At 61.7% G+C, this 26190-nt stretch carries 27 protein-coding genes; 26 read left to right on the top strand and 1 reads right to left on the bottom strand.

Translation table 11 applies throughout. The features are described 5' to 3' along the window. Window positions 1-87: 87 nt before the first annotated feature. The 24 genes from ACM6UT_RS14150 (at window position 88) to folD (ending at window position 22388) form a co-directional block, all read left to right on the top strand. Window positions 88-1083, top strand: coding sequence for a flagellin N-terminal helical domain-containing protein (locus ACM6UT_RS14150; RefSeq protein WP_416797987.1), 996 nt, complete (start codon window positions 88-90; stop codon window positions 1081-1083). Between the two features lie 229 nt (window positions 1084-1312). Next, window positions 1313-2311, top strand: coding sequence for a flagellin N-terminal helical domain-containing protein (locus tag ACM6UT_RS14155; RefSeq protein WP_416797988.1), 999 nt, complete (start codon window positions 1313-1315; stop codon window positions 2309-2311). Window positions 2312-2619: 308 nt separating this feature from the next. After that, window positions 2620-3585 (top strand): flagellin N-terminal helical domain-containing protein, encoded by a 966-nt coding sequence (locus ACM6UT_RS14160; protein ID WP_416797989.1) that lies wholly within the window; start codon window positions 2620-2622, stop codon window positions 3583-3585. Window positions 3586-3857: 272 nt separating this feature from the next. Beyond that, window positions 3858-4499, top strand: a complete 642-nt coding sequence (locus ACM6UT_RS14165) for a GTPase (RefSeq protein WP_416797990.1) — start codon at window positions 3858-3860, stop codon at window positions 4497-4499. Continuing rightward, window positions 4496-5725: a MotB family protein gene (locus ACM6UT_RS14170; RefSeq protein ID WP_416797991.1), complete on the top strand. Its 1230-nt coding sequence runs from the start codon at window positions 4496-4498 to the stop codon at window positions 5723-5725. Before ACM6UT_RS14165 ends, ACM6UT_RS14170 begins: the two co-directional genes overlap by 4 nt. A 4-nt stretch (window positions 5726-5729) precedes the next feature. Next, complete coding sequence (motC, locus tag ACM6UT_RS14175) at window positions 5730-7031, top strand: chemotaxis protein MotC (RefSeq protein WP_416797992.1); 1302 nt, start codon at window positions 5730-5732, stop codon at window positions 7029-7031. A gap of 1 nt (window position 7032) precedes the next feature. Beyond that, a complete protein-coding gene (gene fliK, locus ACM6UT_RS14180) occupies window positions 7033-8496 on the top strand; it encodes a flagellar hook-length control protein FliK (RefSeq protein WP_416797993.1) in 1464 nt (487 codons plus the stop codon). Further along, a complete protein-coding gene (locus ACM6UT_RS14185) occupies window positions 8414-9010 on the top strand; it encodes a transglycosylase SLT domain-containing protein (protein WP_416797994.1) in 597 nt (198 codons plus the stop codon). Before fliK ends, ACM6UT_RS14185 begins: the two co-directional genes overlap by 83 nt. Window positions 9011-9281: 271 nt before the next feature. Beyond that, window positions 9282-9953, top strand: a complete 672-nt coding sequence (gene rem, locus ACM6UT_RS14190; RefSeq protein ID WP_416797995.1) for a transcriptional activator Rem — start codon at window positions 9282-9284, stop codon at window positions 9951-9953. Between the two features lie 130 nt (window positions 9954-10083). Further along, window positions 10084-11289: a flagellar hook protein FlgE gene (locus ACM6UT_RS14195; protein ID WP_416797996.1), complete on the top strand. Its 1206-nt coding sequence runs from the start codon at window positions 10084-10086 to the stop codon at window positions 11287-11289. Between the two features lie 19 nt (window positions 11290-11308). After that, on the top strand, window positions 11309-12763 hold the full coding sequence (gene flgK, locus ACM6UT_RS14200; protein WP_416797997.1) for a flagellar hook-associated protein FlgK: 1455 nt from the start codon (window positions 11309-11311) through the stop codon (window positions 12761-12763). Window positions 12764-12767: 4 nt separating this feature from the next. Then, window positions 12768-13796 carry a flagellar hook-associated family protein gene (locus tag ACM6UT_RS14205; protein ID WP_416797998.1) on the top strand — a complete coding sequence of 343 codons (1029 nt, stop codon included), beginning with the start codon at window positions 12768-12770 and terminating at the stop codon, window positions 13794-13796. Between the two features lie 37 nt (window positions 13797-13833). After that, window positions 13834-14181 (top strand): flagellar biosynthesis regulator FlaF, encoded by a 348-nt coding sequence (gene flaF / locus ACM6UT_RS14210; RefSeq protein ID WP_416797999.1) that lies wholly within the window; start codon window positions 13834-13836, stop codon window positions 14179-14181. Next, window positions 14178-14627 carry a flagellar biosynthesis repressor FlbT gene (gene flbT, locus ACM6UT_RS14215; RefSeq protein WP_416798000.1) on the top strand — a complete coding sequence of 150 codons (450 nt, stop codon included), beginning with the start codon at window positions 14178-14180 and terminating at the stop codon, window positions 14625-14627. The genes flaF and flbT overlap by 4 nt, the downstream gene beginning before the upstream one ends. Next, window positions 14618-15094, top strand: coding sequence for a flagellar hook assembly protein FlgD (flgD, locus tag ACM6UT_RS14220; protein ID WP_416798001.1), 477 nt, complete (start codon window positions 14618-14620; stop codon window positions 15092-15094). Before flbT ends, flgD begins: the two co-directional genes overlap by 10 nt. 48 nt (window positions 15095-15142) lie before the next feature. Further along, the gene (fliQ, locus tag ACM6UT_RS14225; RefSeq protein ID WP_416798002.1) at window positions 15143-15409 is read left to right on the top strand and encodes a flagellar biosynthesis protein FliQ; all 267 of its coding nucleotides are present in this window, start codon (window positions 15143-15145) and stop codon (window positions 15407-15409) included. Between the two features lie 118 nt (window positions 15410-15527). Then, window positions 15528-17615: a flagellar biosynthesis protein FlhA gene (flhA, locus tag ACM6UT_RS14230; protein ID WP_416798003.1), complete on the top strand. Its 2088-nt coding sequence runs from the start codon at window positions 15528-15530 to the stop codon at window positions 17613-17615. Beyond that, window positions 17612-18361 carry a flagellar biosynthetic protein FliR gene (gene fliR, locus ACM6UT_RS14235; RefSeq protein WP_416798004.1) on the top strand — a complete coding sequence of 250 codons (750 nt, stop codon included), beginning with the start codon at window positions 17612-17614 and terminating at the stop codon, window positions 18359-18361. Before flhA ends, fliR begins: the two co-directional genes overlap by 4 nt. 9 nt (window positions 18362-18370) lie before the next feature. Beyond that, complete coding sequence (locus ACM6UT_RS14240; protein ID WP_416798005.1) at window positions 18371-18781, top strand: hypothetical protein; 411 nt, start codon at window positions 18371-18373, stop codon at window positions 18779-18781. A gap of 33 nt (window positions 18782-18814) precedes the next feature. Continuing rightward, window positions 18815-19369, top strand: coding sequence for a rod-binding protein (locus ACM6UT_RS14245; RefSeq protein ID WP_148161999.1), 555 nt, complete (start codon window positions 18815-18817; stop codon window positions 19367-19369). 22 nt (window positions 19370-19391) lie between these two features. Then, window positions 19392-19757, top strand: a complete 366-nt coding sequence (locus tag ACM6UT_RS14250; protein ID WP_129333655.1) for a hypothetical protein — start codon at window positions 19392-19394, stop codon at window positions 19755-19757. Further along, window positions 19757-20287 (top strand): hypothetical protein, encoded by a 531-nt coding sequence (locus ACM6UT_RS14255; RefSeq protein ID WP_416798006.1) that lies wholly within the window; start codon window positions 19757-19759, stop codon window positions 20285-20287. Before ACM6UT_RS14250 ends, ACM6UT_RS14255 begins: the two co-directional genes overlap by 1 nt. Before the next feature lie 262 nt (window positions 20288-20549). Then, window positions 20550-21347: a WecB/TagA/CpsF family glycosyltransferase gene (locus ACM6UT_RS14260; RefSeq protein WP_416798007.1), complete on the top strand. Its 798-nt coding sequence runs from the start codon at window positions 20550-20552 to the stop codon at window positions 21345-21347. 141 nt (window positions 21348-21488) lie between these two features. Next, window positions 21489-22388 (top strand): bifunctional methylenetetrahydrofolate dehydrogenase/methenyltetrahydrofolate cyclohydrolase FolD, encoded by a 900-nt coding sequence (gene folD, locus ACM6UT_RS14265; RefSeq protein WP_416798008.1) that lies wholly within the window; start codon window positions 21489-21491, stop codon window positions 22386-22388. A gap of 26 nt (window positions 22389-22414) precedes the next feature. On the opposite strand, the gene ACM6UT_RS14270 is transcribed toward folD, so the two are convergent. Then, window positions 22415-23440: a LacI family DNA-binding transcriptional regulator gene (locus ACM6UT_RS14270; RefSeq protein WP_416798009.1), complete on the bottom strand. Its 1026-nt coding sequence runs from the start codon at window positions 23438-23440 to the stop codon at window positions 22415-22417. A 299-nt stretch (window positions 23441-23739) separates the two neighbouring features. On the opposite strand from ACM6UT_RS14270, the gene ACM6UT_RS14275 reads away from it, so the two are divergent. Next, a complete protein-coding gene (locus ACM6UT_RS14275) occupies window positions 23740-25098 on the top strand; it encodes an ABC transporter substrate-binding protein (RefSeq protein ID WP_416798010.1) in 1359 nt (452 codons plus the stop codon). Window positions 25099-25179: 81 nt separating this feature from the next. Continuing rightward, a complete protein-coding gene (locus ACM6UT_RS14280; protein WP_416798011.1) occupies window positions 25180-26190 on the top strand; it encodes a carbohydrate ABC transporter permease in 1011 nt (336 codons plus the stop codon).

Consider the following 26190-nt stretch of genomic DNA (forward strand, 5'->3'; position numbering starts at 1 on the left):
GCCAGTTAGCAGGCATGATGCTGTGCGCCGTTACCGGTGAGACCGGAATGTCCCTTCCTAGTCAGCCATTAAAGGGGCGCTACTACTATGACGAGCATTCTTACCAATATCGCCGCTATGTCGGCACTCCAGACGCTGCGTTCCATCGGCTCCAGCATGGAGGACACCCAGGGACGCGTTTCGTCCGGTCTGCGTGTCGGCCAAGCTTCCGATAACGCCGCTTACTGGTCGATCGCAACGACGATGCGCTCTGATAACATGGCCCTGTCTGCTGTCAGCGACGCTCTCGGCCTCGGCGCGTCGAAGGTCGATACCGCCTACGCCGGCATGGAATCCGCCATCGACGTCGTGAAGGAAATCAAGGCCAAGCTGGTCACCGCCACAGAAGAAGGCGTCGACAAGAAGAAAGTTCAGGAAGAAATCACGCAGCTTCAGGGACAGCTGAAGTCGATCGCCGAATCCGCCTCCTTCAGCGGTGAAAACTGGATCGCCGGTGGCGTTACTACCTCGACCACGCCGGTAGACGTTACCGTCGTTTCCGGCTTTGTCCGCGACGCCAACAACAACGTCGCCGTCAAGACCACAAGCTATAATCTCGACGCGTCGACCGCAGGCAGCTTGACGCTCCTGTTCGGTGGAGACGCTACCGGTGCAATCGACACTGCAACGGGTATTCTCGGCCTGACGGCTGCGGCCTACACGACCACCGACTTCGACGCCTCCGACGCCGCCGTCACAACCGCTGCCACCGCGGTTGCGGGTATGTCCGTCTACACCCTCGACATCACCGGTCTCGACAACGCCGGTATGGCTGAAGCCGTGACCCTCGTCGATGCAGCCTTGGCCGCAATGACGAGCGCCGGTGCTGACCTCGGTTCGATCTCGATGCGCATCGATCTGCAGGAAGACTTCGTCAACAAGCTGTCTGACTCGCTCGACTCCGGTATCGGCCGCCTGGTCGACGCCGACATGAACGAAGAATCGACCCGCCTCAAGGCGCTGCAGACCCAGCAGCAGTTGGCCGTCCAGTCGCTGTCGATCGCAAACTCCTCTTCGGAAGTCATTCTGTCGCTCTTCCGTTAAGATCAGGGTTATCACGCATGAAAGCCGCTCCCCCCCGGGGGCGGCTTTTTTCGTCATTAACGACTTTTTCAGCTTCACTTAACCAAGCGTTAACCATCCGGCGTTTACATGGCCTCACGTTACGATGAGTTAACCAAGACGAAGAACTGGTTAAGGGCATTAGGCCATATCATCGTCCCCGGACGAACCGGGATGTCCCCCGAAAACTAGCCATTCAAGGGACACGACCGTGACCAGCATATTGACCAATAACGCAGCAATGGCTGCACTCCAGACCCTACGCACCATTGATGCCAGCATGCAGGACACGCAGTCACGTGTCTCCTCGGGTCTGCGTGTCGGCGGAGCTTCCGACAACGCGGCCTACTGGTCGATCGCGACCACCATGCGCTCCGACAACATGGCGCTCTCCGCCGTGCAGGATGCACTCGGTCTCGGCGCCGCCAAGATCGATACCGCCTACGCCGCGATGGAAAGCGCCATCGAAGTCGTAAAGGAAATCAAGGCGAAGGTCGTTGCCGCGACCGAAGAAGGCGTCGACAAAACCAAGATCCAGGAAGAAATCGACCAGCTGCAGGAACAGCTTCGTTCCATATCGGAATCGGCGAGCTTCAGTGGCCAGAACTGGGTCGCCACCGGCGCCAACACCGTGGCAGCACCCGAAAATGTCACCGTCGTTTCGGGGTTCATCCGCGACTCTAATGGCAACGTTTCTGTGTCCACCACCTCCTACTCACTCGATGCCACCACTGCGGACGGCATGACGGTACTCTTTGGTGGCGATGCGTCCGGCATTATCGATTACAACTCCGGTATCCTCGGTAGCCTTTCCGGGACCTTTGACGCTTTTGTCGACTGGGACAATGACGGAACTAAGGGCGTTGCAGCGACCGAGATCGGAACGATGTCGATCGACAACCTGAATATCACTGGTCTTACAACCGCCGGCATGCAGGAGGCGCTCGCTCTCGTTGAATACGGCCTTCAGTCCATGACAAGCGCCGGTGCAGCACTTGGTTCCATATCGATGCGCATCGGCATGCAGGAGGACTTTGTTGCGGCACTAACCGACTCCATCGATTCCGGTGTCGGTCGCCTCGTCGATGCCGACATGAACGAAGAGTCGACGCGCCTCAAGGCTCTGCAGACCCAGCAGCAGCTCGCCATCCAAGCGCTGTCGATTGCCAACACAGCTTCCGAAAACATCCTGACTCTCTTCCGTCAGTAAGCGGCGTCCTGGCTAGGGGCGACTTCGTCCCGCGCTGACGTGTCAGATGCGTTCGGTATAGATCCGCGTCCCCGCCAAGGGGCGCGGATTTGCCTTTCGACCTTGTGCGAGGCTTGCCGCCTTTTCGTTTTTGTCGCCGTGAGACGTGGCAAGCCTTGCCAACGACATTAAGTCTTTGTTAAATGATCCTGTTAACGGTCTGTTAACAGGTGACGGAGCGGCCCCGGGTCAGGAGCCGCCAGCATGATGCCCGCCTGTCGCCGCCGGATTTGCGCCGGATGTCTCATGATGCGAACAGGGCACCCTCAATGACCAGTATTCTGACCAATGCTGCCGCCATGGCGGCACTCCAGACTCTCCGTGCGATCGACAACAACATGGAGACCACGCAACGCCGTGTGTCTTCAGGCTATCGTGTGGAGACGGCCGCCGACAATGCCGCCTACTGGTCCATCGCCACGACGATGCGTTCGGACAATTCCTCGCTCTCGACGGTGTCGGACGCGCTCGGGCTCGGTGCAGCGACCGTGGATACGGCCTATACGGCGCTCGACAACGTCATTGACGTCCTGAGCGACATCAAGGCGAAGCTTGTTGCTGCCAGGGAGCCAGGTGTCGACCGGACCAAGATCAATGCCGAGATGACCCAGCTCAAGAACCAGCTGGTCTCGACAACGCAATCCGCATCCTTCTCGGGCCAGAACTGGCTCTACAACACCGAACCCTCGGCACTTGGCGTCAAGCAGGTCGTCTCCTCCTTTGTTCGTGCGACGGACGGAACCGTTCAGGTGACGACGCTCGATTTTGACACCAGCCAGTCGGTATTGGTCGACACGGTCGACGCGACACGTGGCATCCTGACCCGGGATGTTGATGCCGATGTTCTCACGGCGAGCCCGTCCGGTACCCCGCGCAATTACTATCTTCTCGATGTCGGCTCAACGACGCCGGCCACCGGCACGGAGATCAAGATCGACGGAACGACCACCGATTCTGAGATGGACGACATGATCAGCGTCGTCTCGGATCTGCTCGAGCAGCTGACCAATTCCGCCTCCACGCTCGGTGCGATCACCAAGCGCATCGACATGCAGGAACAGTTCGTTTCCAACCTGATGCACGTGATCGACAAAGGCGTCGGGCGCCTCGTCGACGCCGACATGAACGAGGAGTCGACACGCCTCAAGGCGCTGCAGACGCAGCAGCAGCTTGGCATCCAGGCTCTTTCGATCGCCAACACCAACGCCGAGAACATCCTGACCCTCTTCAAGTGAGGACGCTTCGCGCCGGCTAAAGGTGAGAGTCCCGCTGTTCGTCCGCGGCTGGGCGGCAGTGCCCCGCGCCATTCATCCTCGCACAAGTTTGGACGCTTAGCGTCGAGGCGAATACGTCAAACTCCGGGAGCGTCTGTCTGTAAGGGACTGGTCGGCGGCCCGGCGGCTGAAACCGCGGTGAAAGTCAGGATGAAACCCAGTCAGTTTTTGTTCGCCGAGCACGGCACTCCGGAAGCAAGGCTGCGAACGCAGGTCGCCGGAGCGTGCCGCGCATGAGCCTGCCACTAGCTCGTTATCTCAAGGACTTTTCCCAGCCCGCGGGGACACCCGCGTCGAAGGGCATGGCTTTCCCGGAACAGGAGCCGACATTCGACATCGATTTTGCCGCGCCGGAGCCGGAGCCTGTCGACATCGACGCGGAACGGCGCGCGGCCTATGCCGAGGGTTACGAGGTCGCAGAGCGGGAGCTGCGCCAGACGTTCGAGGCCGAGCGCCAGGCGCTTGTCGACGAACATGCCCATGCCCTGGACGCCATTCGGCAGAAATTCGAAGCGGAGACCGCCAGGGCGCTTGCCGATGGCCTGCATCGCACGGCGGGGCAGATCGCGCTCGCGGTCAGCGAACAGGCGGCGGCGGCGGTCGCCCCCTTCCTTTCCGAACAGGTGGTGGCGCGTGCCGTCGGCGATCTTGCCGGACAGCTGTCGGCCGCAATCCTCTCCGGGGAGGCCGGCATCATTTCCGTCAGCGGCCCGGCTCCTCTCTTCGAGATGCTGAAGGAGGCTCTCGGAGACGACGCGCACGTGCTGCACCACATCGAGGCGGACGATCTCGACCTCACCGTCGATATCGGCGGCACAGCGCTGGTTACGCGTATATCGGCCTGGACGGCTAGCCTGAAGAAAGTGCTGGTATGAGCGACAGCGAAAATCATCACCACGGCAAGAATGAAATCGTGATCATCAAGCGCCACGGTGGCGGCGATCACGACGGCCATCACGGCGGCGCCTGGAAGATCGCCTATGCCGACTTCATGACCGCGATGATGGCGTTCTTTCTCGTGATGTGGCTCGTCAATGCTGCCAACGAGGAGACCAAGGCCTCCGTCGCGAGCTACTTCAATCCGATCAAGCTTGCCGACGAAAAGCCGACCGAAAAGGGCGTGAAAAAGCCGGTCGACCAAGCCGATGGGGAAAAGAAGAAGGAGCGCTCGCAGGTCGAGGACGAGCAGAACACCGTGGGCTCGGCGGCGGCGACCGGCGAGGACCAGACGGCGACGGCAGGCGACCAGCAGAACTATTCCGAGGCCGATTTCTTCGAGAATCCCTATTCTGTCCTTGCCGAGATCGCGCAGGAAGTGGGGCAACAGGCGAATGTCAGCGCCAAGGGCGAAGGCGGGGCAAGCGACTCCGGTCCGTCGACCGGCGCCTCGGGTGGGGAAGCCTACCGCGACCCCTTCGATCCTGATTTTTGGAGCCAGCAGGTTCAGGCGGCCAAGCAGACGAATCAGCTGGCCTCTTCCGACACCGTGCAAGCGACCGAACCGCCGCGGGATCCGGCGAGCGAGCAGATTGCGGCTCTCGACCACAAGGAGACACGACCGGAGAGCGCCACGACGGAGACGAAATCTGCCGAGGTGGAGGGTAAGAAGGCGGACGAGAAGACAGGCGCTGCCCCGGAAAAAGCGGCAACCGAACTCAGGGACCAGATCGAGAAAGCCATCGGCGGCGCGAGCGGCAAGCTCGCAGAGGGTCTTGTCGTCAAGCCATCCGAAGGTGGCTTGCTGGTGACCATCTCGGACCAGCTCGACACCCCCATGTTCAATGTCGGCTCCGCCGTACCGCGCAAGGAAATGGTCGTCGCCATGGAGAGGATCGGCAAGCTCCTGCAGCAGCGGTCTGGCTCGATCGTCATACGCGGTCATACCGACGGTCGCCAGTTCAAGGGGGCCGAGAACGACAACTGGCGGCTCTCGATGGCGCGTGCCCACAGCGCCTACTACATGCTGCTGCGCGGTGGCCTCCCGGAAGGGCGGGTCCAGCAGGTTTCCGGCTTTGCGGACCGGCGTCTTCAGGTGCCGGACGATCCGCTCGCCGATGCCAACCGTCGCATCGAGATTCTGATTCAAGCGGACCAGGGATAGTCGAATGGCAAGCCTGAGGCGCCTTCTTCTCGGATCTGCACTCGCCGTCCTGGGTCTCTCCGGCCCGGGACAGGCGCGTTCGGAGGACCTGGAGACGGTCGCGCCCTACAAGATGCTGCGTTCGCTGCAGTTCGTGCAGGATTCGGTCGTGCTCGGAGACCATTCCGCCGGCGAGATGCAGCGCTTCATGCTCGAGACGATCGACAAGCGCTTGCGGCAGGCGGATGCTTCCACCTTCGAAAGCACCGACAATGTCGATGCGGCGCTGATCTACGCGATGAGCGGCGGCAATCCTCAGACGCTGGAATATCTCGTCGCGCGGGATGTCGACGGCAATTTCGACAACCGCGTGACCGATGCGCTCCGCAAGTATCTCGCCGGGAAGGGCACGCTGATCGCCAAATCTCTCGGTGAATTGGTGACGGAGTACAAGGACAGCAAGATCGGCCCCTATCTTGCGCTGGTCGCCGGCAACGTGACCATCAGCACCAATCCCAAGGGTGCGTTGAAGTTCTATGACTGGGCGCGCCTCACTGCGCCCGGCACGATCGTGGAAGAAGCAGCGCTTCGCCGCTCCGTCGCCATCGCCGTCGAGACCGGCGACGTCGCCAAGGCCTCGGCGTATTCGAACCGTTATGCGCGTCGATTCCTCCATTCGCCCTATGCAAGCCAGTTCGCCGATTTCTTCGTGCGGCTCGTCGTCGAACGGTACGAAGCTCTCAAGGCCGAGGACGTTAGCGCCATACTCGGTTACATGGACAAGGAACGTGCCCGCGAGATCTATCTGAGGATCGCCAGGGCGGCCGCGGTTCGCGGCAAGAACCAGCTGGCAGGTCTTGCCGCCGAACGTGCCAAGGGGCTGTCGGGCACGGCGGAAGGTGCGGATACGCTGGCCCGCCTTTACGGAGGTCTTGCCGAGGTTCCGACGTCCGACATTCTCTCGGCCGTCGATGCCCTGGCCAGCATACCCGAGAAGGAGCTTTCGCCGGCAGATCGTGCGCTGCGCGCTGCCGCTGAGGCGGTTGCGCGGGAAATTCTGTCCGAGCCGGCCCACCAGGGTCCATCCCCGCTGCCGCCCTCCGATACTCCGGCAGCGACCGCCGAGGCGGCGGTGGCGCAGGAACAGGGAGAGCCACTGCAGTTTCCGGGCGAGGCACCTCCAACCGAAGTGGTCACCAGGGATGTCGCACCCTCCGGCACGAAGCCGGACGAGGTCGCGATGGACCCCCCGTTGCAGGACTTCGTTTCGTCCGGGCGTTCCAAACTTCGCGAAATTGACAGCCTGTTACAAGAAGAGGCGCAGTGAAATGATCGATATCGGTATCACAGGAACGCTTCCCTCGACCGATGCCACGGGCAGGGCAGGAAGTGCGGCTACGTCCGCTCGATCGACTGACGGCGGTTTCTCGGAGGCGCTGGAGGGTGCCGAGCGTCGCGGTGACAAGGCGCCGGTCGATGACGAGCGTCCGCGACCGCGGGTCGAGATTTCGCGAAGGAGCTTACGCGAACGTCCCGTTGTAGGCGCACCTGCGACCAAGGAGGAAATCCCCGAAGAGACAGACACACGAATGCCGGCAAAGGCTCCGGACCGTGACGGCAAGGAGGCGACCGCGGCCTTCCTGTCGCGAACGCCGGGGCTGGCGAAGAGCTTGCACGAGACGTCTTCGGTGCGTGGAGAGGTGACGGGGCGCCGCGTCGCCGAACCCGACAAGGCGGTGGCACGCGGACCTCGGTCCGCGACCGGGCGGGAGGTTGCCGACGTCGAGACCGATCAAGCAGTCGAGGATCCCGGCGAAGTCCCGGCCACGGATGCCGGCGAGGTGCTATCCCTGCTCAGCGGTACGGCAGAGACCGTTCCCGCCGATGCCGAGCCTGCAGGCGCGAAGAGAGGCCGGACCGATCGGTCCACCGAAGGCAAGGATATTGCGAACACCACCTTCGATACGAGAGTGGCGTCGGCGGGTCAGGTAGTCGGCGACACATCCCTCGACACACAACCGGCAGAAGCTGCCTCCGCACCCGAAACCGACGCAGAGCGCACATTTCGCTTCGCGCGTCTCGACGGAAAGGGGCAGTCGCTGACGATGCGGGTGAGCGAGTCCGGTGAGGCGGCGGCCGCCTTCGAACCCGGGGCGGCGCCGGCCGACGGCGCGCAGACGGTCGCAGTACTAGACGCCCGACGCTATCTCGCCCCCGTCTCGACTACGAACACCACCAGCATTGCGGCGGCGCTTGCGGGCGACGGAGAATGGGTGCAGGCGATGCAGCCCGCAGCAGAGCTTGCGAACGCCGCCGCAGCGGCGGGTGGCGGGAAGGTCGTCCACACGCTGAAAATCCAGATGACGCCCGTCGAGCTCGGAAGCGTGACCGCAAACCTGCGTCTCAGGGGGGATGAGCTGACGGTCCATCTCACCGTGGAGAACCACGCCGCCCTCAGGCAGCTCAACGACGACCAGAGCGATATCCTGAAGGCGCTGAGGGCGCAGGGTCTAACGGTCGATCATGTTCATGTGAGCATGGCGCCCTCGGTCGAGCGGGCAGGCGGCGATGGCAGCCAGGGGACCGGCCAGTCGCCGCAGGGAGGCCAGCAGGCGCAGCAGGGCGGTGGTCAGGGTGCCGGTGGAGGTCCGCGACAGGATGCGTTCAGCAGCTCGCGCGGTGAAGACGACGGCAGCGGAAGGATCGGCGATGAAGCAGGCTTGGCTGAAGCGGCTGGCAACGGCGGCGGTGCCGTCCCTGGCGGCGCTCGTCCTGACCACGTTTACCTCTGAGAGCCGCGCCTCATCTGGCGCCTGCGAACGCGAGATCCAGCAGGCTGCCGCCCGGTACACCATCCCTGAGGGTATCCTGTACTCCGTGGGTCTGACGGAGACGGGCCGTCGCGGTTCGTTGCAGCCCTACGCGCTGAACGTGGAGGGTAAGGCCTTGTTCTTCGACAGCCGCAACGACGCCATCGACGCCTTCATGCAGGCCCGCCGGCAAGGAGCCAAGCTCATCGATGTGGGCTGCATGCAGATCAACCAGCACTTCCATCTGGAGAACTTTCCCTCGATCGAGGCGATGTTCGATCCAGGGCAGAACGTCGACTATGCGGCACGGTTTCTGTTGCGTTTGCATGGACGTCACGATACGTGGACCATGGCGGTTGCACGCTATCACGCCGGTCCCGACAACGACCCCGCACAGAAGCGTTACGTCTGTCGCGTCATCGCCAATCTGGTCGCGACCGGCTACGGAAAATGGACTCCGAACGCGCGGAATTTCTGCGGCGCACATCAATTGTAAGTTGTAGTTTTGTTTCGGTTGTCGGTTTTGTCCGCAATGTGGCCGGATTTTGACGAATTATGGCCGGCAAGAGCCTTATTAACTATCGTCGAAATTATCCACCACAGATTAGTGCCTCTACGTGCGGGTACCTACTAGATGTAGATCAAATCAGCACCCAATCCTTAATCAACTATTAATATCTATCGTTAACATTAAGCAGTTGTCCCTGATTCCTCCGATTCGTACCCATAGTCCATCGAAGTATCCACACTGATTCGGAGGCGGACGAATGATCGTCGTGGTTGATGAGCGTGAGCTCGTGAAGGAGGGATACACCTCCCTTTTCGGGCGTGAAGGAATTCCATCGACCGGGTTTGATCCGGCGGAATTCGGTGAATGGGTAAATACGGCAGCGGACGGGGACATCGCGGCCGTGGAAGCCTTCCTTCTGGGGCAGGGGGATCACACCATGGAACTGCCGCGAGCGATCCGTGATCGCACGCAGGCTCCGGTCATCGCGGTGAGTGACCAGCCGTCGCTTGAAGCGACCCTTGCGCTCTTTGATTGCGGCGTGGATGATGTCGTGCGCAAGCCCGTGCACCCGAGGGAGATCCTTGCGCGTGCGGCGGCCATCCGCCGCCGGCTGCGCGCGATCAGCAATTACACTGAGATCGGCCCGATCCGTGTCTTCAACGATGGCCGCGATCCGGAGATCGACGGGACAGTCTTCCCGTTGCCGCGGCGCGAGCGGCGCATTCTCGAATACCTGGTGCTCAATCGCGGCCGCCGCGTATCCAAGTCGCAGATATTCAATGCGATTTACGGCATTTTCGACGAAGAAGTCGAAGAGAACGTCGTTGAAAGCCACATCAGCAAGTTGCGCAAGAAACTGCGCAAGAAGCTGGGCTTCGATCCAGTCGATTCGAAGCGTTTCCTCGGCTACTGCATCGATTGGAACTGACTGGAGGATCGGGGCCTCGATGACCCCGGTTGCCGTCCTCGACAGCGGGTCATCGGCTTCGGCGCACCAGACAGCTTCACGCAAGGCCCGTCTCCTACTCTCCCAAAGACGATAGAAACGAGGAAGTTTCATGAGCCTTTACGGTACCATGCGAACCGGCGTGTCCGGAATGAATGCCCAGGCGAACCGTCTCGGAACGGTCGCTGAAAACATCGCGAACTCGAGTACCGTGGGCTACAAGAAGGCCTCGGTCCAATTCTCCTCCATGATCCTGCCGGCGACCGGCGGAGCCTACAACTCGGGTGGCGTCGAAACCGATATCCGCTACTCGATCTCGGATCAGGGCACATTCAGCTACACGACCTCGGCGACCGATCTCGCGATCAACGGCAACGGCTTCTTCATCGTGAGTGGCGGCGACGGCGTCGAATATCTGACCCGCGCCGGCTCCTTCGAGATGATGGACGACGGCACGCTGCGCAATGCGGCTGGCTATACCCTGATGGGCTACGAGTATTCCTCGGCTTCGGATCCGACGATCGTCGTGAACGGCTTTGAAGGCCTGACGTCGGTCAATCTCTCCTCGGCATCGATTTCCGCGACGGCCTCCACGGCGGGCCAGCTGAACGTCAACCTGCCGTCCGGCGAAGCCGCCGGCTACAGCAAGTCCACCTCGCTGGTGGCTTACGACAGTCAGGGCAATAGCCGCCTGCTCGAATTCACCTACACCAAGACCGCGGCAAACACCTGGACGGTCGAGGCGAGCTATGCGGGTCCGCCGGTAACCACCGTCGTTCCGACGACGACGCTCAATTTCGACGCCGACGGGAAGCTCACCTCTCCGACCTCACTGACCACCACGGCATTTGCCGTCGATGGCGCCAACATGGGTGCGATCGCGATCGACATCTCCGGTTCCACGCAGCTCGCTGCGGCCTTCTCGGTCGAAACCGGTGCCAAGATCAACGGCAATGCGGCGAGCGAAGTGGTCGGCTACGAGATCGACGAAAAGGGCGTCGTCTCGGTGGTCTACGACAACGGCGACCTGACGCCTCGTTACCGCGTCGCGCTCGCGACCGTGCAGAGTCCGGACAATCTGACGCCTGTCGCCGGCAATCTCTACTCGCAGAGCAACGACTCGGGCGTGATCGTCATGGGTTACGCGGGCTCCGCCGGCTTCGGCACGATCCTGTCGGGTGCGCTCGAGGACTCGAACGTCGATGTCGCCGAAGAGCTCACTGCGATGATCGAATCGCAGCGCAATTATACGGCCAACTCCAAGGTGTTCCAAACCGGCTCCGAGTTGATGGACGTTCTCGTCAACCTGAAGAGATAATGTAAGGTTCGGCTAGCCAATGTCGCTCACGTCTGCAATCAACACGACTAAGGCAGCGTTCCGGAATATGGGGGACCAGTCCTCCGTAATTTCGACGAACGTTGCCAATGACGGCAACGAAAACTATGTGCGTCGTTCGGCGGTCGTAACCAATACCATCTTCGGCGCCTCCACCGTCGTTACGCAGCGAAATCAGGAGCTGGCCCTGCTCCTTCAGACGGTCAGCGCCAACTCTCAGTCGAAGGCGCAAAGCACGCTTCTCGACGGCTTGGAAACGCTGAAGTCGAGCCTCGGAGGCAATGAATACGAGCTGGCTCCGTCGACCTACATGTCGACGCTGCAGAGCAGCCTCCAGGCCTTCGCGGCCTCACCGGGGCAACTCGCCCTCGCGCAGACTGTCGTTACGGACGCTCTCGACGTTGCGAACTCGCTCAACCGCGTGTCGACAACCGTCCAGAACCTGCGGGCCGATGCCGATGCGGAGATCGAGTCGCAGGTCGCCGAGCTCAACCGGCTGCTCGCCGACTTCAAGACTGCCAACGACACGGTCGTCCAGGCGACCGCGACCGGCAACGATCCGAGCAACGCGCTCGATACGCGCGAGACGCTTCTGAAGGAAATATCCGGCATCGTCGGTGTTTCCGTTGTCGTGAGGGAGAACAACGACGTCGCCCTTTATACGGCGGACGGCACGACCCTCTTCGAGACGATTCCGCGTTCGGTTTCCTTCAGCCGCACCTATACCTATTCGGCTACGGTCACCGGCAACGCCGTTTACATCGACGGTGTGGCGGTCGAGGCCGGTGTCGGCGGCAATACCAGCGGGGAAGGTTCGCTCGCCGCGCTTCTGCAATTGCGCGACGACATCGCGCCGACCTTCCAGAATCAGCTCGACGAGGTCGCGCGAGGTCTGATCGAAGCGTTCCAGGAAACCGATGGCGGTGGCGCCAATCCGTTGCCTGGGCTTTTCACCTGGTCGGCCGGAACCGTGCCGGCATCCGGTACGCTGGAACCCGGGCTTGCCGCGTCCATCACCATCAACAGCGCGCTCGTGACCTCGTCGGGTGGCGATCCCACCCTGCTGCGCGATGGCGGCATCAACGGTGCCGCCTACGTCAAGAACCCGACCGGCGGAAGCGGCTACTCCGACCTGCTGCTCACCTATGTGGAAAATCTCAGCACGTCGCGACCGTTCGATCCGGCCGCTGGACTCGACACCTCGTCCGGGCTTCTGACCTTTTCCACGAACTCTCTCGGCTGGCTCGAGGAGCTTCGGGCAAACGCCACGACGGCCGCCGATAACAAGGACGCACTCTACGAAAGAGCGTTCCAGGTGTATTCCTCCAAGACCGGCGTCAGCCTCGACGAGGAACTGTCACTGCTGCTGGATGTCGAGCAATCCTACAAGGCCTCCGCCAAACTGGTGTCGACCATCGACTCTATGATGCAGGCGGTCCTGGACATGGCGGGGTAATCTTATGTCGACGAGCAACGTTTCGAACCTCTCCATTCAGACCTCGATGCGCCTGACGATCCGCCAGGCGCAGGCCGAACTCATCAAGGCGCAGCAAGAGGTTACGACGGGCATGTATGCCGACGTCGGGGCATCGATCGGCAGCGAGACGTCCAGGGTCCTCGACCTGACCCGCGACAGCATGCGTCTGCAGTCGATGATCGACACCAATGCGATCGTCACTCAGCGTCTGGATGCCTCGCAGGAGGCGCTCAACCAGATGGCCGCTTCCGCGCAGGAAATGCAGGATGCCCTGATCGCGCTCGGCCAGTCCGGCACGACGACGACGATCACCGTGGCTGTGAACACAGTTTCAAACGTGTTGTCGAACTTCACCAACCTGGCGAACACCTCATTCAGTGGCGAGTATCTGTTCTCGGGCGTCAACACTGACGTACAGCCGCTCACCGACTACGATGCCAGCTCGGCGGCGAAAGCCTCCTTTGATGCGGCCTATGCCGCTTATCCATGGTCGACGCCGAAGACGGCCTCCGAAATGGATGATTTCATAACCAACGTCGTCGAGCCGATGTATACCGGAGCGGGGTGGACGACGGACTGGTCGAACGCCGCCGACGGCGTGATGACGAGCCGCATCAGCCAGAGCGAGGTCGTGGAGACGTCGACCAGCGCCAATGAGGACGGGATGCGCTACTTTGCGCTCGCCGCTGTGGTCGCCAAGGAATTGCTCGGTCAGGATCTGGATGAAAGCGTGCGCTCGGTCGTCACCGACAAGGCGATCGCCTACATCAGTAAGGCGACTGCCGGGCTGAACGAGCAGCGCACCCAGCTCGGCCTTTCCCAGAGCCGGGTGAAGAAGGCCAATACATCGCTGCAGATTCAGATCAATATTCTCGACACAACGAAAGCCGACCGCGTTGAGGTTGATGCGTATGAAGCCTCGACGAGGGTCAACAATCTCCTGTCGCTAGCCGAAGCATCCTACACCCTGACGGCCAAGATCCAGCAGTTGAGTCTCGTGAACTACCTTTGATGATCAAAGGGACGCCATGACTATGAAGGACAGTTGAATGTATCAGTTCACATATGCCGAGATCATGGAAGATGACGTCGCGAACGCCAAGGACCGTGAACGGCAGGCGCTGTCGCGATCGATCGAGCTGCTCGAGAAGGCACGCGACGACGGGGAGTACTCCCGCAATGCTATTGAGGCGCTCTTCTATACTCGTCGGGTCTGGATCCGCCTCATCGAGGATCTGAAGCAGCCCGAGAACGAGCTCGGGGCAGAGCTGCGCGCGAATCTGATTTCCATCGCCATCTGGATCTTGAAGGAGTGCGATCGGATCAGGAAGCGCGAGTCCAGCAACTTCCAGAGCATAATAGACGTGACAACCATCATCAGGGATGGACTGAAATGAAAAGTACACTGCGCATCTCTCTCAAGTCCGGGGAACGTATCTTCATCAACGGCGCAGTGCTGCGTGTCGACCGCAAGGTCGCGCTGGAGTTCCTCAACGACGTCACCTTCCTGCTCGAAAACCACGTTCTGCAGCCGGAAGACGCGACGACCCCGTTGCGGCAGCTCTATTTCATCGCGCAGATGATGCTGATCAATCCGGACGGACGCGAACAGTCGATGACCATGTTCCGCAAGTCGATCACCATGCTGCTCGCCTGTTTCCAGAACGAGGAGGTTCTGGCGGAACTGAAGCGCATCGACGGCATGGTCGCCTCCGGCCGCGCCTTTGACGCCCTGAAGGCGATCCGCGGCCTCTATCCGATCGAGGATCGCATTCTCAACAACCAGGAGATCACGCCGGCGACGGTGGAGCAGATTCGCAAGGAGATCGCACCATGGCGGTAAACGCGGTAAGCGCTGCGACCGGTACGAACAATACCGCGTCGACCACCAAGACGGCGGCGACCGACGACAAGTCGGCATCGAGTGCCGCGGCCTCGGCCTCTCTCGACTACAACTCGTTCCTGAAGCTGCTGATCGCGCAGATGCAGAACCAGGATCCGACCGATCCGATGGACGCCACGGAACAGATCGCGCAGCTTGCGACGTTCTCTCAGGTCGAGCAGACGATCCAGACCAATGCGAAGCTCGAAACGCTGATTACCGGCGATGCGCTGAGCGCCGCGTCGAACTACATCGGCCAGACGATCACCAGTGCCGACGGCAGGACCACGGGCATCATCGAATCGGTACGCGTCTATGCCGATACGATGGTTGCCACCACGACCGACGGGAAGGAAGTCCCGATCACGGTCGGCGTGACGGTCGGCAAGCCCTCGACGTCGGGTGACAGTGCTGATACCCCTGCCTGAGGATATGCGGGAAGTGATTCCCGTGTCGAAAAGAGGGATTTTCGCTCGATGAACGAGGCCGACGCCCTGGACATCATGCAGGCCGCGGTGTGGACGGTGCTTGTGGCATCCGGTCCGGCAGTACTCGCGGCCATGGTCGTCGGCGTGGTGATAGCCCTGATCCAGGCGCTCACCCAGGTTCAGGAAATGACGCTCACCTTCGTCCCGAAGATCGTCACGATCCTCATCGTGATCGGCATCAGCGCGCCCTTCGTCGGCGGGCAGATCGCCCTCTTTTCCAACCTCGTCTTCTCGCGCGTGCAATCGGGTTTCTAGGCCGGCTCTTCGTCCCGTCTGTCACCCTCGCGCAAGCTTCGTCTCCTAAGCCTTCTGGTGAATACGGCCGACTGCGTCCAGCCTTCGGCCGCCTTCTCATGAAGAGACGGAACGAGTTATGGCGCAACCTACCGCAGTCCCCCTTCCGAAGGTCAGTCCGAACGGCCGTGACGTCGGCTTCGCCCTCGGCATCGTGGTCATCCTCTGCATCCTGTTCCTGCCGATTCCGCCGTTCCTGATCGATATGGGACTGGCCTTCTCGATCGCCTTCTCCGTTCTCATCCTGATGGTCTCGTTGTGGATACAGCGGCCGCTCGATTTCTCGTCCTTCCCGACGATTCTGCTCATTTCGACGATGATCCGGCTGTCGCTCAACATCGCGACGACCCGCGTTATCCTTTCCCACGGTAATGAAGGACACACGGCCGCCGGCGGGGTCATCGCCGGCTTTTCGAGCCTGGTGATGTCCGGCGACTTCGTCATCGGTCTGATCGTGTTCATGATCCTGGTGACGGTCAACTTCATCGTCATCACCAAGGGTGCCACGCGTATCGCGGAAGTCGGCGCCCGCTTCACCCTGGATGCCATTCCCGGCAAGCAGATGTCGATCGATGCCGACCTGTCGGCTGGCATCATTGACGAGAAGGAGGCCCAGCGTCGCCGCCACGAACTCGAGCAGGAAAGCTCGTTCTTCGGCGCCATGGACGGTGCATCCAAGTTCGTCCGCGGTGATGCCATCGCCGGCCTCATCATCACCGCCATCAACATTTTCGGCGGCATCATCATCGGCTATTTCCGCCACGGCATGGAAATCGGCGAGGCGGCGGACGTCTTCGTGAAGCTCTCGGTCGGCGACGGTATCGTGTCGCAGGTGCCGGCGCTCATCGTCTCGCTTGCCGCGGGCCTTCTGGTCTCGCGCGGCGGCACGCCCGGCTCGACCGACCAGGCCGTCGTCAACCAGCTCAGCGGCTACCCTCGGGCGCTCTCCGTCGCTGCGGCGCTGATGGTGCTGTTGTCCGTCATTCCCGGTCTGCCGATGATACCCTTCCTCGCCCTCGGCGGCATCATGGCCTTCGGCAGCTGGTTCATTCCGCGCCAGATCGAGGCGGAGAACAAGCTGAAGCGCGAGCAGGAGGAGAAGAAGGTCATCCAGACCAAGGAGGCGGAGAAGGACTCGGTCAAGTCGGTGCTGAAGACCGCCGAGATCGAGCTGGCGCTCGGCAAGCTCGTCTCGACCCGGCTGCTCGGCGCTCACCAGGAACTCGCATTCCGCGTCGGCAAGATGCGCCGGAAATTCGCGAGCCAGTATGGTTTCGTCGTTCCCGAGATCAAGGTCACCGACGATATCGCGATCCCCGAAAAGGCCTATCAGATCCGCATCCACGGCACGACGGTCGCCTCCAACCAGCTTCGGGTGGGCGAGGTGCTCGTCATCACCGGTTCCGGCCGCAAGCCGAAGGTCCCCGGCGACGAAATCCGGGAGCCGGCGTTCGGAATGCCGGCCGTCTCCGTCCTCGAAGCGTTCACCGAGGATCTCAAGCGCGAAGGCTTCCACCCGATCGACAACGTCTCCGTGGTGCTGACGCATCTGAGCGAAGTCATTCGCAACAACCTGCCGCAGCTTCTCTCCTACAAGGACGTCAAGATCCTGATCGACCGGCTCGATCCGGAGTACAAGAAGCTCGCAGACGAAATCTGTTCCTCGCACATGTCCTATTCGGGACTGCAGGCGGTGCTGAAGCTTCTGCTGGCCGAACGGGTATCGATCCGGAACCTGCACCTCATTCTCGAAGCGGTGGCGGAACTTGCGCCCCACGTCCGCAAGACCGAACAGATCGTCGAACACGTCCGGGTACGCATGGCGCAGCAGCTCTGCGGCGATCTCGCCGACAACGGCGTGCTGCGTGTGCTGCGCCTCGGCAGCAAATGGGACCTGATTTTCCACCAGGCGCTGAAGCGCGACGCCAAGGGCGAAATCGTCGAGTTCGACATCGATCCGCGCAGCCTCGAGGAATTCAGCGAGCAGGCGAGCAAAGTAATCCGTGAATTCATGGACCGCGGCATGCCCTTCGTGCTTGTCACGTCTCCGGAAACACGCTCCTATGTCCGTATGATCATCGAACGCCTCTTCGCGACCTTGCCGGTCCTGTCGCATGTCGAACTGGCCAAGGGCATCGAAATCAAGATCCTGGGCTCCATTTCATGATAACCGACCCCGAGGGGACCGTGCTCGCCCTGTTTGCGGCCTTCTGCCGGATCGGGACGTGTCTGATGGTTCTCCCCGGCTTTTCGTCGGCGCGGGTCGCTCCCCAGATCCGGCTCTTCATCGCCTTCGCAGTCTCGCTCGCCGTGCTCCCGGTTCTCTGGGATGTCATTTATCCGAAGGTGCAGTCCGCCGGCTACGGCTACATCGGCATCGTCGCGGGAGAGGCGCTGGTCGGAGCGATGTATGGAATGATTCCGCGTCTCTTCGTTCTCGGGCTGCAATTTGCCGGGTCGGCAATCTCGATGTCGATCGGCTTCAACGCACCGGGTGGCGCGGATATTCTCGAGGACACGAGCGAAAACCAGCTCACCAACATGATCAGCTTCGCGGGCCTCATGCTGCTCTTCGTGATGGACTTCCATCACACCGTGCTGCGGGCGCTCGTCGATTCCTACGGGCTGATGCCGCTCGGCGTCTTCCCGGATGCCCAAAAGATGCTGATCTCGCTGACGGATACTCTCGGAGCGACGTTCTACCTGATGCTGCGGCTCGCGAGCCCCTTCATCATCTTCGGGCTGATGTTCAACTTCTCCGTCGGTCTGATCAACAAGCTCGCCCCGCAGATTCCCATCTACTTCATCTCGTTGCCGTATCTCATCATCGGTGGACTCTTCCTTCTCTATTTCGGGATCGCCGCGCTGGTCAGCCAGTTCGCATCCCAGTTCGCAGTCATATTCCTGGACTAGGGGCGAGGCATGGGACCGAAAAAGAAATCGGAAAAGCTTGCCCGTCTCGTCTCCGTCCAGCGGCACATGGAACGCATGGCCGAGAGCGACCTTTCGAATACGGCGAGGCAGCGGGATGAAGTTTCGGCCTCGATGCACATGGTAATGGATGCCATCGGGTCGCTCGACCCGGTCCATCGTCTCTTCGCCCAGAACTATGCCGAGCGTTTCGACCGTCTGGCGAACATGGAAAAGCAGCTTGCCGGCATCCAGCAGGCGCAGGAGGCGAAGGTCGTCAGGGAACGCGTGAAGGGAGACCGCCTGGAGGAGAACAGGCGGGATGCCCGGCTGGACGAGGACCGGGAGGCCGAAGACAACGCCATCTACGACCTCGTCGACATGCGTTACGCAACGCCAGCCTCCAGCAAGCTTCAGGAGTGATAGTCCCCGCGAACAAGCAATGAGGACGATCACGTGGCAATCTCACCTCCGAGCGATCTCGTCCTGGACGTGGTCCAGGCGGCCGACCCGTTGGAAGTTCAGGCGGCACAGGCTCGCCTGAAGGCGAACCGGGCGGCCTTCGCCGCGACCAGCCTTGCGGAAAAGGGGGCGGGTTTCGGGGCGGCTGTCGATATTCTGGACGGCGCCGCATCGAAGGCCGGTCTCGGCAACGTCCAGAAGACCGCACACGACGAAACGCCGAAGGTTTACCGCGACTTCGAATCGGTGGTGCTGCAGAACTTCGTGAAGTCCATGCTGCCGACGGATGCGGAAGCCGTCTACGGCAAGGGCAATGCTGGTGAAATGTGGAAGAGCATGATGGCCGAGCAGATCGGTGGTGTGCTGTCGGAAAACGGCGGCATCGGCATCGCCGACCAGATGTATTCGCAGGAACTCGCGCGCCACCGTTCGAAGGGCGTCGTCAACGCCGCCGTCGACGAGAAGGACCGCAGTGTCGCCCTCAGCATGGTGACCGATCTCGAGCGACGCACGCTCGGCGTCTCGGAAACCGAAAAGCACAGCGCATAACAACCAAGATCTGGGGCTGCAAATGGAAGTCACCTCTAGCGACTACCGCATCAAGACGGTTCTCGGCCGCCTTGAAATGATTATCGACAACGAGAACCAGCGTATCGGCAAGGACCCCGAGTTCGACCTCAAGGTCTCCAACGCGCACAAGAGCCGTTGCCTCTACGAACTCACCATGCTCTGCCGCGATTCCGATCCCCGAGACCTGGCCGCCGGCTATATCGAGCAGATGCACAGCCTGAAGAAGAAGCTCGCGCTGAATGCGCAGCGCGTCGAGGCGCATCTTCACGCCGTCCGCGCCGTGGCTGATCTTCTCAAGGGAGCCGTCAGGGACGCCGACGCCGACGGCACCTATTCTCAGGAACAGTTCCGGTACAACGAAAACTGATGGTCAAGCTGCTCGTCGCCGGTTTGTGGGTCTGCATCGTGACGCTCGGGGCGGTGTTCTTCTCCGTCCGCCTGGCGACGGCGCCTGTTGCCGCTCCCGAGGCCGACGCCAAGGCGCCGACGGAGCTTGTCCGCGGAGAGTCGATCACCGTTCCGATGATTTCCGAGGGGGGCATCAAAGGCTACTTCCTCGGACGCATTTCGTTCATGGTCAACAAGGAGAAGCTCAAGGGCATCAAATTGCCGATGTCGGAGCTGATGACCGACGAGTTGTTCACGCTGCTCGTCGGCAACAAGATGGTCGATATCGCCGACATGCAGGCCTTCGACCTCGTGGCGTTCCGTGAGACGATCAAGGGCGACATCAACAAGCGGCTTGGCGACGATCTCATCGAGGAAGTGCTGGTCGAACAGCTCGACTACCTTTCGAAGGAAGACGTCCGGGCCACGGCCGAGGCACCGAAGAGTCCCGCTTCCCCGCCCGTCAAGATCGTCGAGGGTGTCAAGGTCGAAGACCCTGCTTCCCACTGATGGTGAGGACCGGCTTCGATCCGGAAGCCTACCCCGTCTGGAGCAGCGGACCTTCAACGGAAGAGTTGCCCTCCATATATATCAAATGAGCGGTTAATGAGCCGCGGCGCATTCGAGCAATGCCCTTAAGCGCCAGGTGATGTCCTCATGTTAAGGGAATGCCGAGTGTTATCCCGGAGCGTGAATCCTATGCCGTCGCCTGATGCGGTTCCTTCCCGAATTTTCGAACGGCGCTCCCGCGGTCGACCGGAGCGGACCTGAGATGACCGCTGCTGCAAGCGAGACAGCCCGCCCGCCTCATCGGCCCGTCTTCGGATTCCCGGTCAGCAACTTGAGCTGGCAGGAAGCGCTTGCGCATGTGAGCGATCTGGCCGCCTCGTCGTCCGGGCAAACCCAGATCTTCTTCCTCAACGCCAACAACGCCAACATCACCTTCGTCGACCCGGAATACCGCCGGGTGCTCGAGGGGCGTCTCATCCTGCCGGACGGGATCGGGATGGATATCGCTTCGAAGTCCTTCAACGGGGTGCCGTTCGCGGCAAACCTCAACGGAACCGACTTCGTCCCCGCATTGCTCACCTACATGGCGACGAAACGGCGAATCGGCCTCATCGGTGGCCACCCGGAAGTCCTGTCGAAGGCTGCGGCGCGGCTGCGCGAACACAGCCCCTGGCATGAGATCATCGAGATCGCCGACGGCTTCTTCGACAAGGACGACAGCGGCGCAGTGCTGGAGAAGCTCGCTGCGACAAAGATCGACGTCCTGCTCGTCGCCATGGGGACGCCGCTGCAGGAAAAATGGATCGGCCGTCATATCACCGAGGAACATGCCCGCGTGGTGATCGGTGTCGGTGCGCTCTTTGACTTCCTCGCCGGTCGGGTGCCGCGTGCACCGGAATGGGTGCGGCGGTTGCGGTGCGAATGGGCCTACCGGCTCTGGATCGAGCCGACGCGCCTCTGGTACCGCTATGTTGTCGGCATACCGGTCTTCCTCTTCAGGGTCGCGTGGCACAGGATCGCCAACCGAAGTCCGCAAGAGCCCGGCTCCGCCGCCCGCTGATGCGCGGACTTGCGGCCATGTGACACCCCGGTTTCCGCTTGCAATTGCCGTTTTTTGACACCATAGGGCGGACACAGGCAAACAGCGCTACTTCCCGGACGCTAGCTTTGCCGGCAGCGAACCAACGTGAAGGGGATCAGCGTGACGACGGTTATTGACGGCAAGAAGGCGGCAGCTTCGGTCATCGAGGCTGTGACGAAGGCGGCGACGGATCTGGAAAAAGATACCGGCAGGCGGCCAGGACTGGCCGTCGTCCTGGTCGGCACCGATCCCGCAAGCCAGACCTATGTCGCTTCCAAGAGCCGGATGGCGAAGGAGTGCGGCTTCACCTCGGTCCAGCACACACTTCCCGAGGAAACGACCCAGGAAGCGCTTTTGGCGCTGGTGGCGGAGCTCAATGCCGATCCGTCGGTGCATGGTGTGCTTGTCCAGTTGCCGCTGCCGAAGCATCTCGATTCGGAAAAGGTCATCCAGTCGATCCTGCCAGAGAAGGATGTTGACGGTCTGCATGTCGTCAACGCCGGCAAGCTCGCGACCGGAGACAGCGATACCGGGCTCGTTTCCTGCACGCCGGCGGGTGCCATGATCCTCGTCCGCTCGATCCATGGCCGCGATCTTTCCGGCCTCAACGCGCTTGTCATCGGCCGGTCGAACCTCTTCGGCAAGCCGATGGCCCAGCTCCTGCTTGCCGCCAACGCGACCGTCACCATTGCCCATTCGCGCAGCCGCGATCTCCCGGCCCTTGCCCGCAACGCGGATATCCTGGTGGCCGCCGTCGGCCGACCCGAGATGGTCAAGGCGGACTGGGTGAAGCCCGGCGCGACGGTGATTGACGTTGGCATCAACCGCATTGCCGCACCGGAGCGGGGCGAGGGCAGGACACGCCTCGTTGGCGACGTCGCCTTCCCGGAATGCGCGGCGGTCGCCGGTGCGATCTCGCCGGTTCCCGGCGGCGTCGGGCCGATGACGATCGCCATGCTGATGGCCAACACGGTGATCGCCGCCTACCGGGCGGAAGGCAAGCCGGCGCCGAAATTCTGACACCATAGTCCCGGTCTTACCGGCGCTCAGCGCGGCGCCGGTCCGGTCGAGGCGCGGATGACGAGGTCCGCCTTCCAGAGTTCCTGCTCCGCGGGCTGCGGTTCCGTCCGCTTGATCTGCGCGATCAGCCGCTCGGCGATGCGGATGCCGGCGGCCCGCAGTGACGAACGGGTGGTCGTCAGCGGCACCGTGAAATTCTCCGGCTTGAGAAGCGGCAGGACGTCGTCATGGGCGACAAGCGAGATGTCGTGCCCGAGCCGGAGGCCGGCGAGATTGATTGCCCGGACCGCACCGAGCGCCAGCACGGTGCTGGCGCACAGCACCGCCGTCGGCGGATCCTGTTCCTGCAGCAGCGCTGACATCTGCCGGAAGCCCTGTTCGTCAGTCATCGCCGTGTGACGTGTGAGGGCAGGGTCGAGCGAGAGACCACGCGCCTTGAGCGCCGCCTTGGTGCCCAGTTTGCGGCGAATGGCGAAATCCAGATCCCGCGGCCCGTTGAGAAGTGCGATCCGCCGGTGGCCGAGATCGAGCAGGAGGTCGGTCGCGTCCCGGAAGGCGCCCTCGTTGTCGACGTCGAGATAGGGATAATCCTCCTCGATGCCGTGCGAACGGCCGTGGATGAGGAACGGCACGCGCAGCGATTTCGCCATGGCTATGCGCGGATCTTTCTCGCGCATGTAGGCGAGGTAGTACCCGTCGACGCTGCCGCTCGCCACCAGCCAGCGGATGGCCTGTTCTTCTTCCCGCGGATGGGCGGGCATAATGACGAAATGGAAGTCGTGCTTCAGCGCTTCCTCGCCGATGCCGGACAAGAATTCGCCGAAATGCACGTCGGAGGCATGCCCGGGAGCAGCCGGCATCACGAGGCCGATCGACCCCGCTCGCCCGGTCGCAAGCCGCTGGGCGGCACGGTTCGGGCGATAGCCGGTCTCTTCGGCCGCCTTGAGTACGCGCTTTCGCGTCTCCTCGTTGACCTCGGGATAGCCGTTGATCGCCCGGCTGATCGTTGTCTGCGACAAGCCGAGAAGTTCCGACAGTTGCTTGAGGTTCACCGTCCGCCACTCCTCCCAGGCGCTGTCCGCGTCGGCCGGACAAGGGGTCGGCCCGCCGCAGCGCTCGGCCTATTTAGCAGCAGGTCGGGGGCTGACAACAAGAAAATAAAAGGGCAATCTCGGGTTGTTTGAGGGGTCGTGAAATCACGTGCAGTCAGGAGCCGGCGTGGTGAAAAGCGCTTGACTCTTTTTCCAGCAAAGTGACATGAGGAGAAGCCAAAGCGCTTTGAATGACCCGCTTATTGATAATTTGGCCCGTCGGTCCGACCGGCGGAATGTGTGATGGGAGGTAAAATCACATGAAAAAGGCCTTTATGCTGGGCGTCGCTGCACTCGCCCTCACTGCCGCGTCTGCGCTCGCCGCGGACCTGAAATTCAAGCCCGGCGAAGACAGCAAATTCAACTGGGCGAGCTTCGAGGAGTTCAAGAAGGGCCACGACCTGAAGGGGGAGACGCTCACCATCTTCGGACCCTGGCGTGGTGAGGACCAGACGCTCTTCGAAAGCATTCTCGCCTATTTCGAGGACGCCACCGGCATCGACGTGAAATATTCCTCCTCGGAGAACTACGAGCAGCAGATCGTCATCGACACCCAAGCCGGCAGCCCGCCGAACATCGCCATCCTGCCGCAGCCGGGCCTGATCGCCGACCTTTCCTCCAAGGGCTACCTTGTGCCGCTCGGCGAAGAGAACAAGCAGTGGCTTCTCGACAACTACGCCGCCGGCCAGTCCTGGGTCGATCTTTCGACGTACAAGGGAAAGGACGGCAAGGCTGCCATCTATGCCTTTCCCTATAAAATCGACGTGAAGTCGCTGGTCTGGTACGTCCCAGAGAACTTCGAGGATGCCGGCTACGAAGTGCCGAAGACCATGGAAGAGCTGAAGGCGCTGACCGAGAAGATCGTCGCCGACGGCGGCACACCGTGGTGCATCGGGCTCGGTTCCGGCGGCGCGACCGGCTGGCCGGCGACGGACTGGGTCGAGGACCTGATGCTGCGCACCCAGCCTGCCGACGTCTACGACAAGTGGGTGTCCAATGAGATCAAGTTCACCGATCCGGCCGTCATCGGCGCGATCGAGGAGTTCGGCTGGTTCGCGAGGAACGACAAGTTCGTCGACGGCGGTGCTGCCGCAGTCGCCTCGACCGACTTCCGCGACAGCCCGAAGGGCCTCTTCACCTCGCCGCCGAAGTGCTACCTGCACCACCAGGCTTCGTTCATTCCGTCGTTCTTCCCGGAAGGCACTGTGGTCGGTGAGGACGCGGACTTCTTCTATATGCCGCCCTACGAGTCCAAGAAGGATCTCGGCAATCCGGTGCTCGGTGCCGGCACGCTGGCTATCCTCACCAAGGACAGCCCGGCAGCACGCGTCTTCTTCGACTTCCTGAAGACCCCAATCGCCCATGAACTGTGGATGGCGCAGTCGAGCTTCCTCACGCCGTTCAAGGGCGCCAACAAGGCTGCCTATGCGAATGCGCCGATGAGCAAGCAGGGGGACATCCTCCTCAGCGCCACGACCTTCCGCTTCGACGGCTCCGACCTGATGCCCGGCAAGATCGGCGCGGGCGCCTTCTGGACCGGCATGGTCGACTACACCGGCGGCAAGTCCGCGCAGGATGTCGCCGAAGGCATCCAGAAGGCCTGGGACGGCCTGAAATAAGGTTTGTCGAACCGATCGCGACGCCGGCCGCCAGCGCACGGCGTCGCGTAAACAGTCGACGTCTCGCCGGGAGGGGACTTCTTGGAACAGCTGCTCTATGCCTCTGTGACGATCGCCATCGGGGTGGCGGCCGCATTGGGCTATTTCTACGGGTCGAACCTGTTGCTCGACCTCATCTTCCCCGCGAATATCCCCGATACGGTGCGCGCTTCGCGCAACCTGCGCCGCGCCGGCATGGTGCGCCCCTGGCTCTTCCTCGGGCCGGCACTTGTCTCGCTGACCGTCTACCTCATCTATCCGGTGTTTTCGTCGGTCGTGTATTCTCTTCACGACCGTGCCGGCGAGAACTTCGTCGGGCTCGCCAACTATCGCTGGATGTTGAACGACGCCGAGTTCCGCCAGTCGATCTTCAACAACATCCTGTGGCTGCTCGTGGTGCCCGCGGCGTCGACGCTGTTCGGCCTGATCATCGCGGCGCTGACCGACCGCATCTGGTGGGGCAACATCGCCAAGTCGCTGATCTTCATGCCGATGGCGATCTCCTTCGTCGGTGCCTCGGTCATCTGGAAGTTCGTGTACGACTACCGTGACGTTGGAGCAGAGCAGATCGGCATCCTGAACGCCATCGTCGTGGCACTGGGCGGCGACCCGCAGATATGGATCACGCTGCCCTTCTGGAACAATTTCTTTCTGATGGTCATTCTCGTCTGGATCCAGACGGGCTTCGCCATGGTGCTGCTCTCCGCCGCACTGCGCGGCATTCCCGAGGAGACAATCGAGGCCGCCGTCATCGATGGTGCCAATCCGTGGCAGATCTTCATCCGGATCAAGGTGCCGCAGATCTGGGGCACGATCGCCGTCGTCTGGACGACCATCACGATCCTCGTCCTCAAGGTTTTCGATATCGTGCTGGCGATGACCAACGGCCAGTGGCAGACGCAGGTGCTTGCGAACCTGATGTTCGACTGGATGTTCCGAGGTGGCGGCGACTTCGGCCGCGGCGCCTCGATTGCCGTCGTCATCATGGTCATGGTCGTGCCGATCATGATCTGGAACATCCGCAATGCCCGGCGTGAGATGGAGGGTCGTTGA

This window comes from Ciceribacter azotifigens, assembly GCF_048159625.1.
Classification (GTDB): Bacteria; Pseudomonadota; Alphaproteobacteria; order Rhizobiales; family Rhizobiaceae; genus Allorhizobium; species Allorhizobium azotifigens.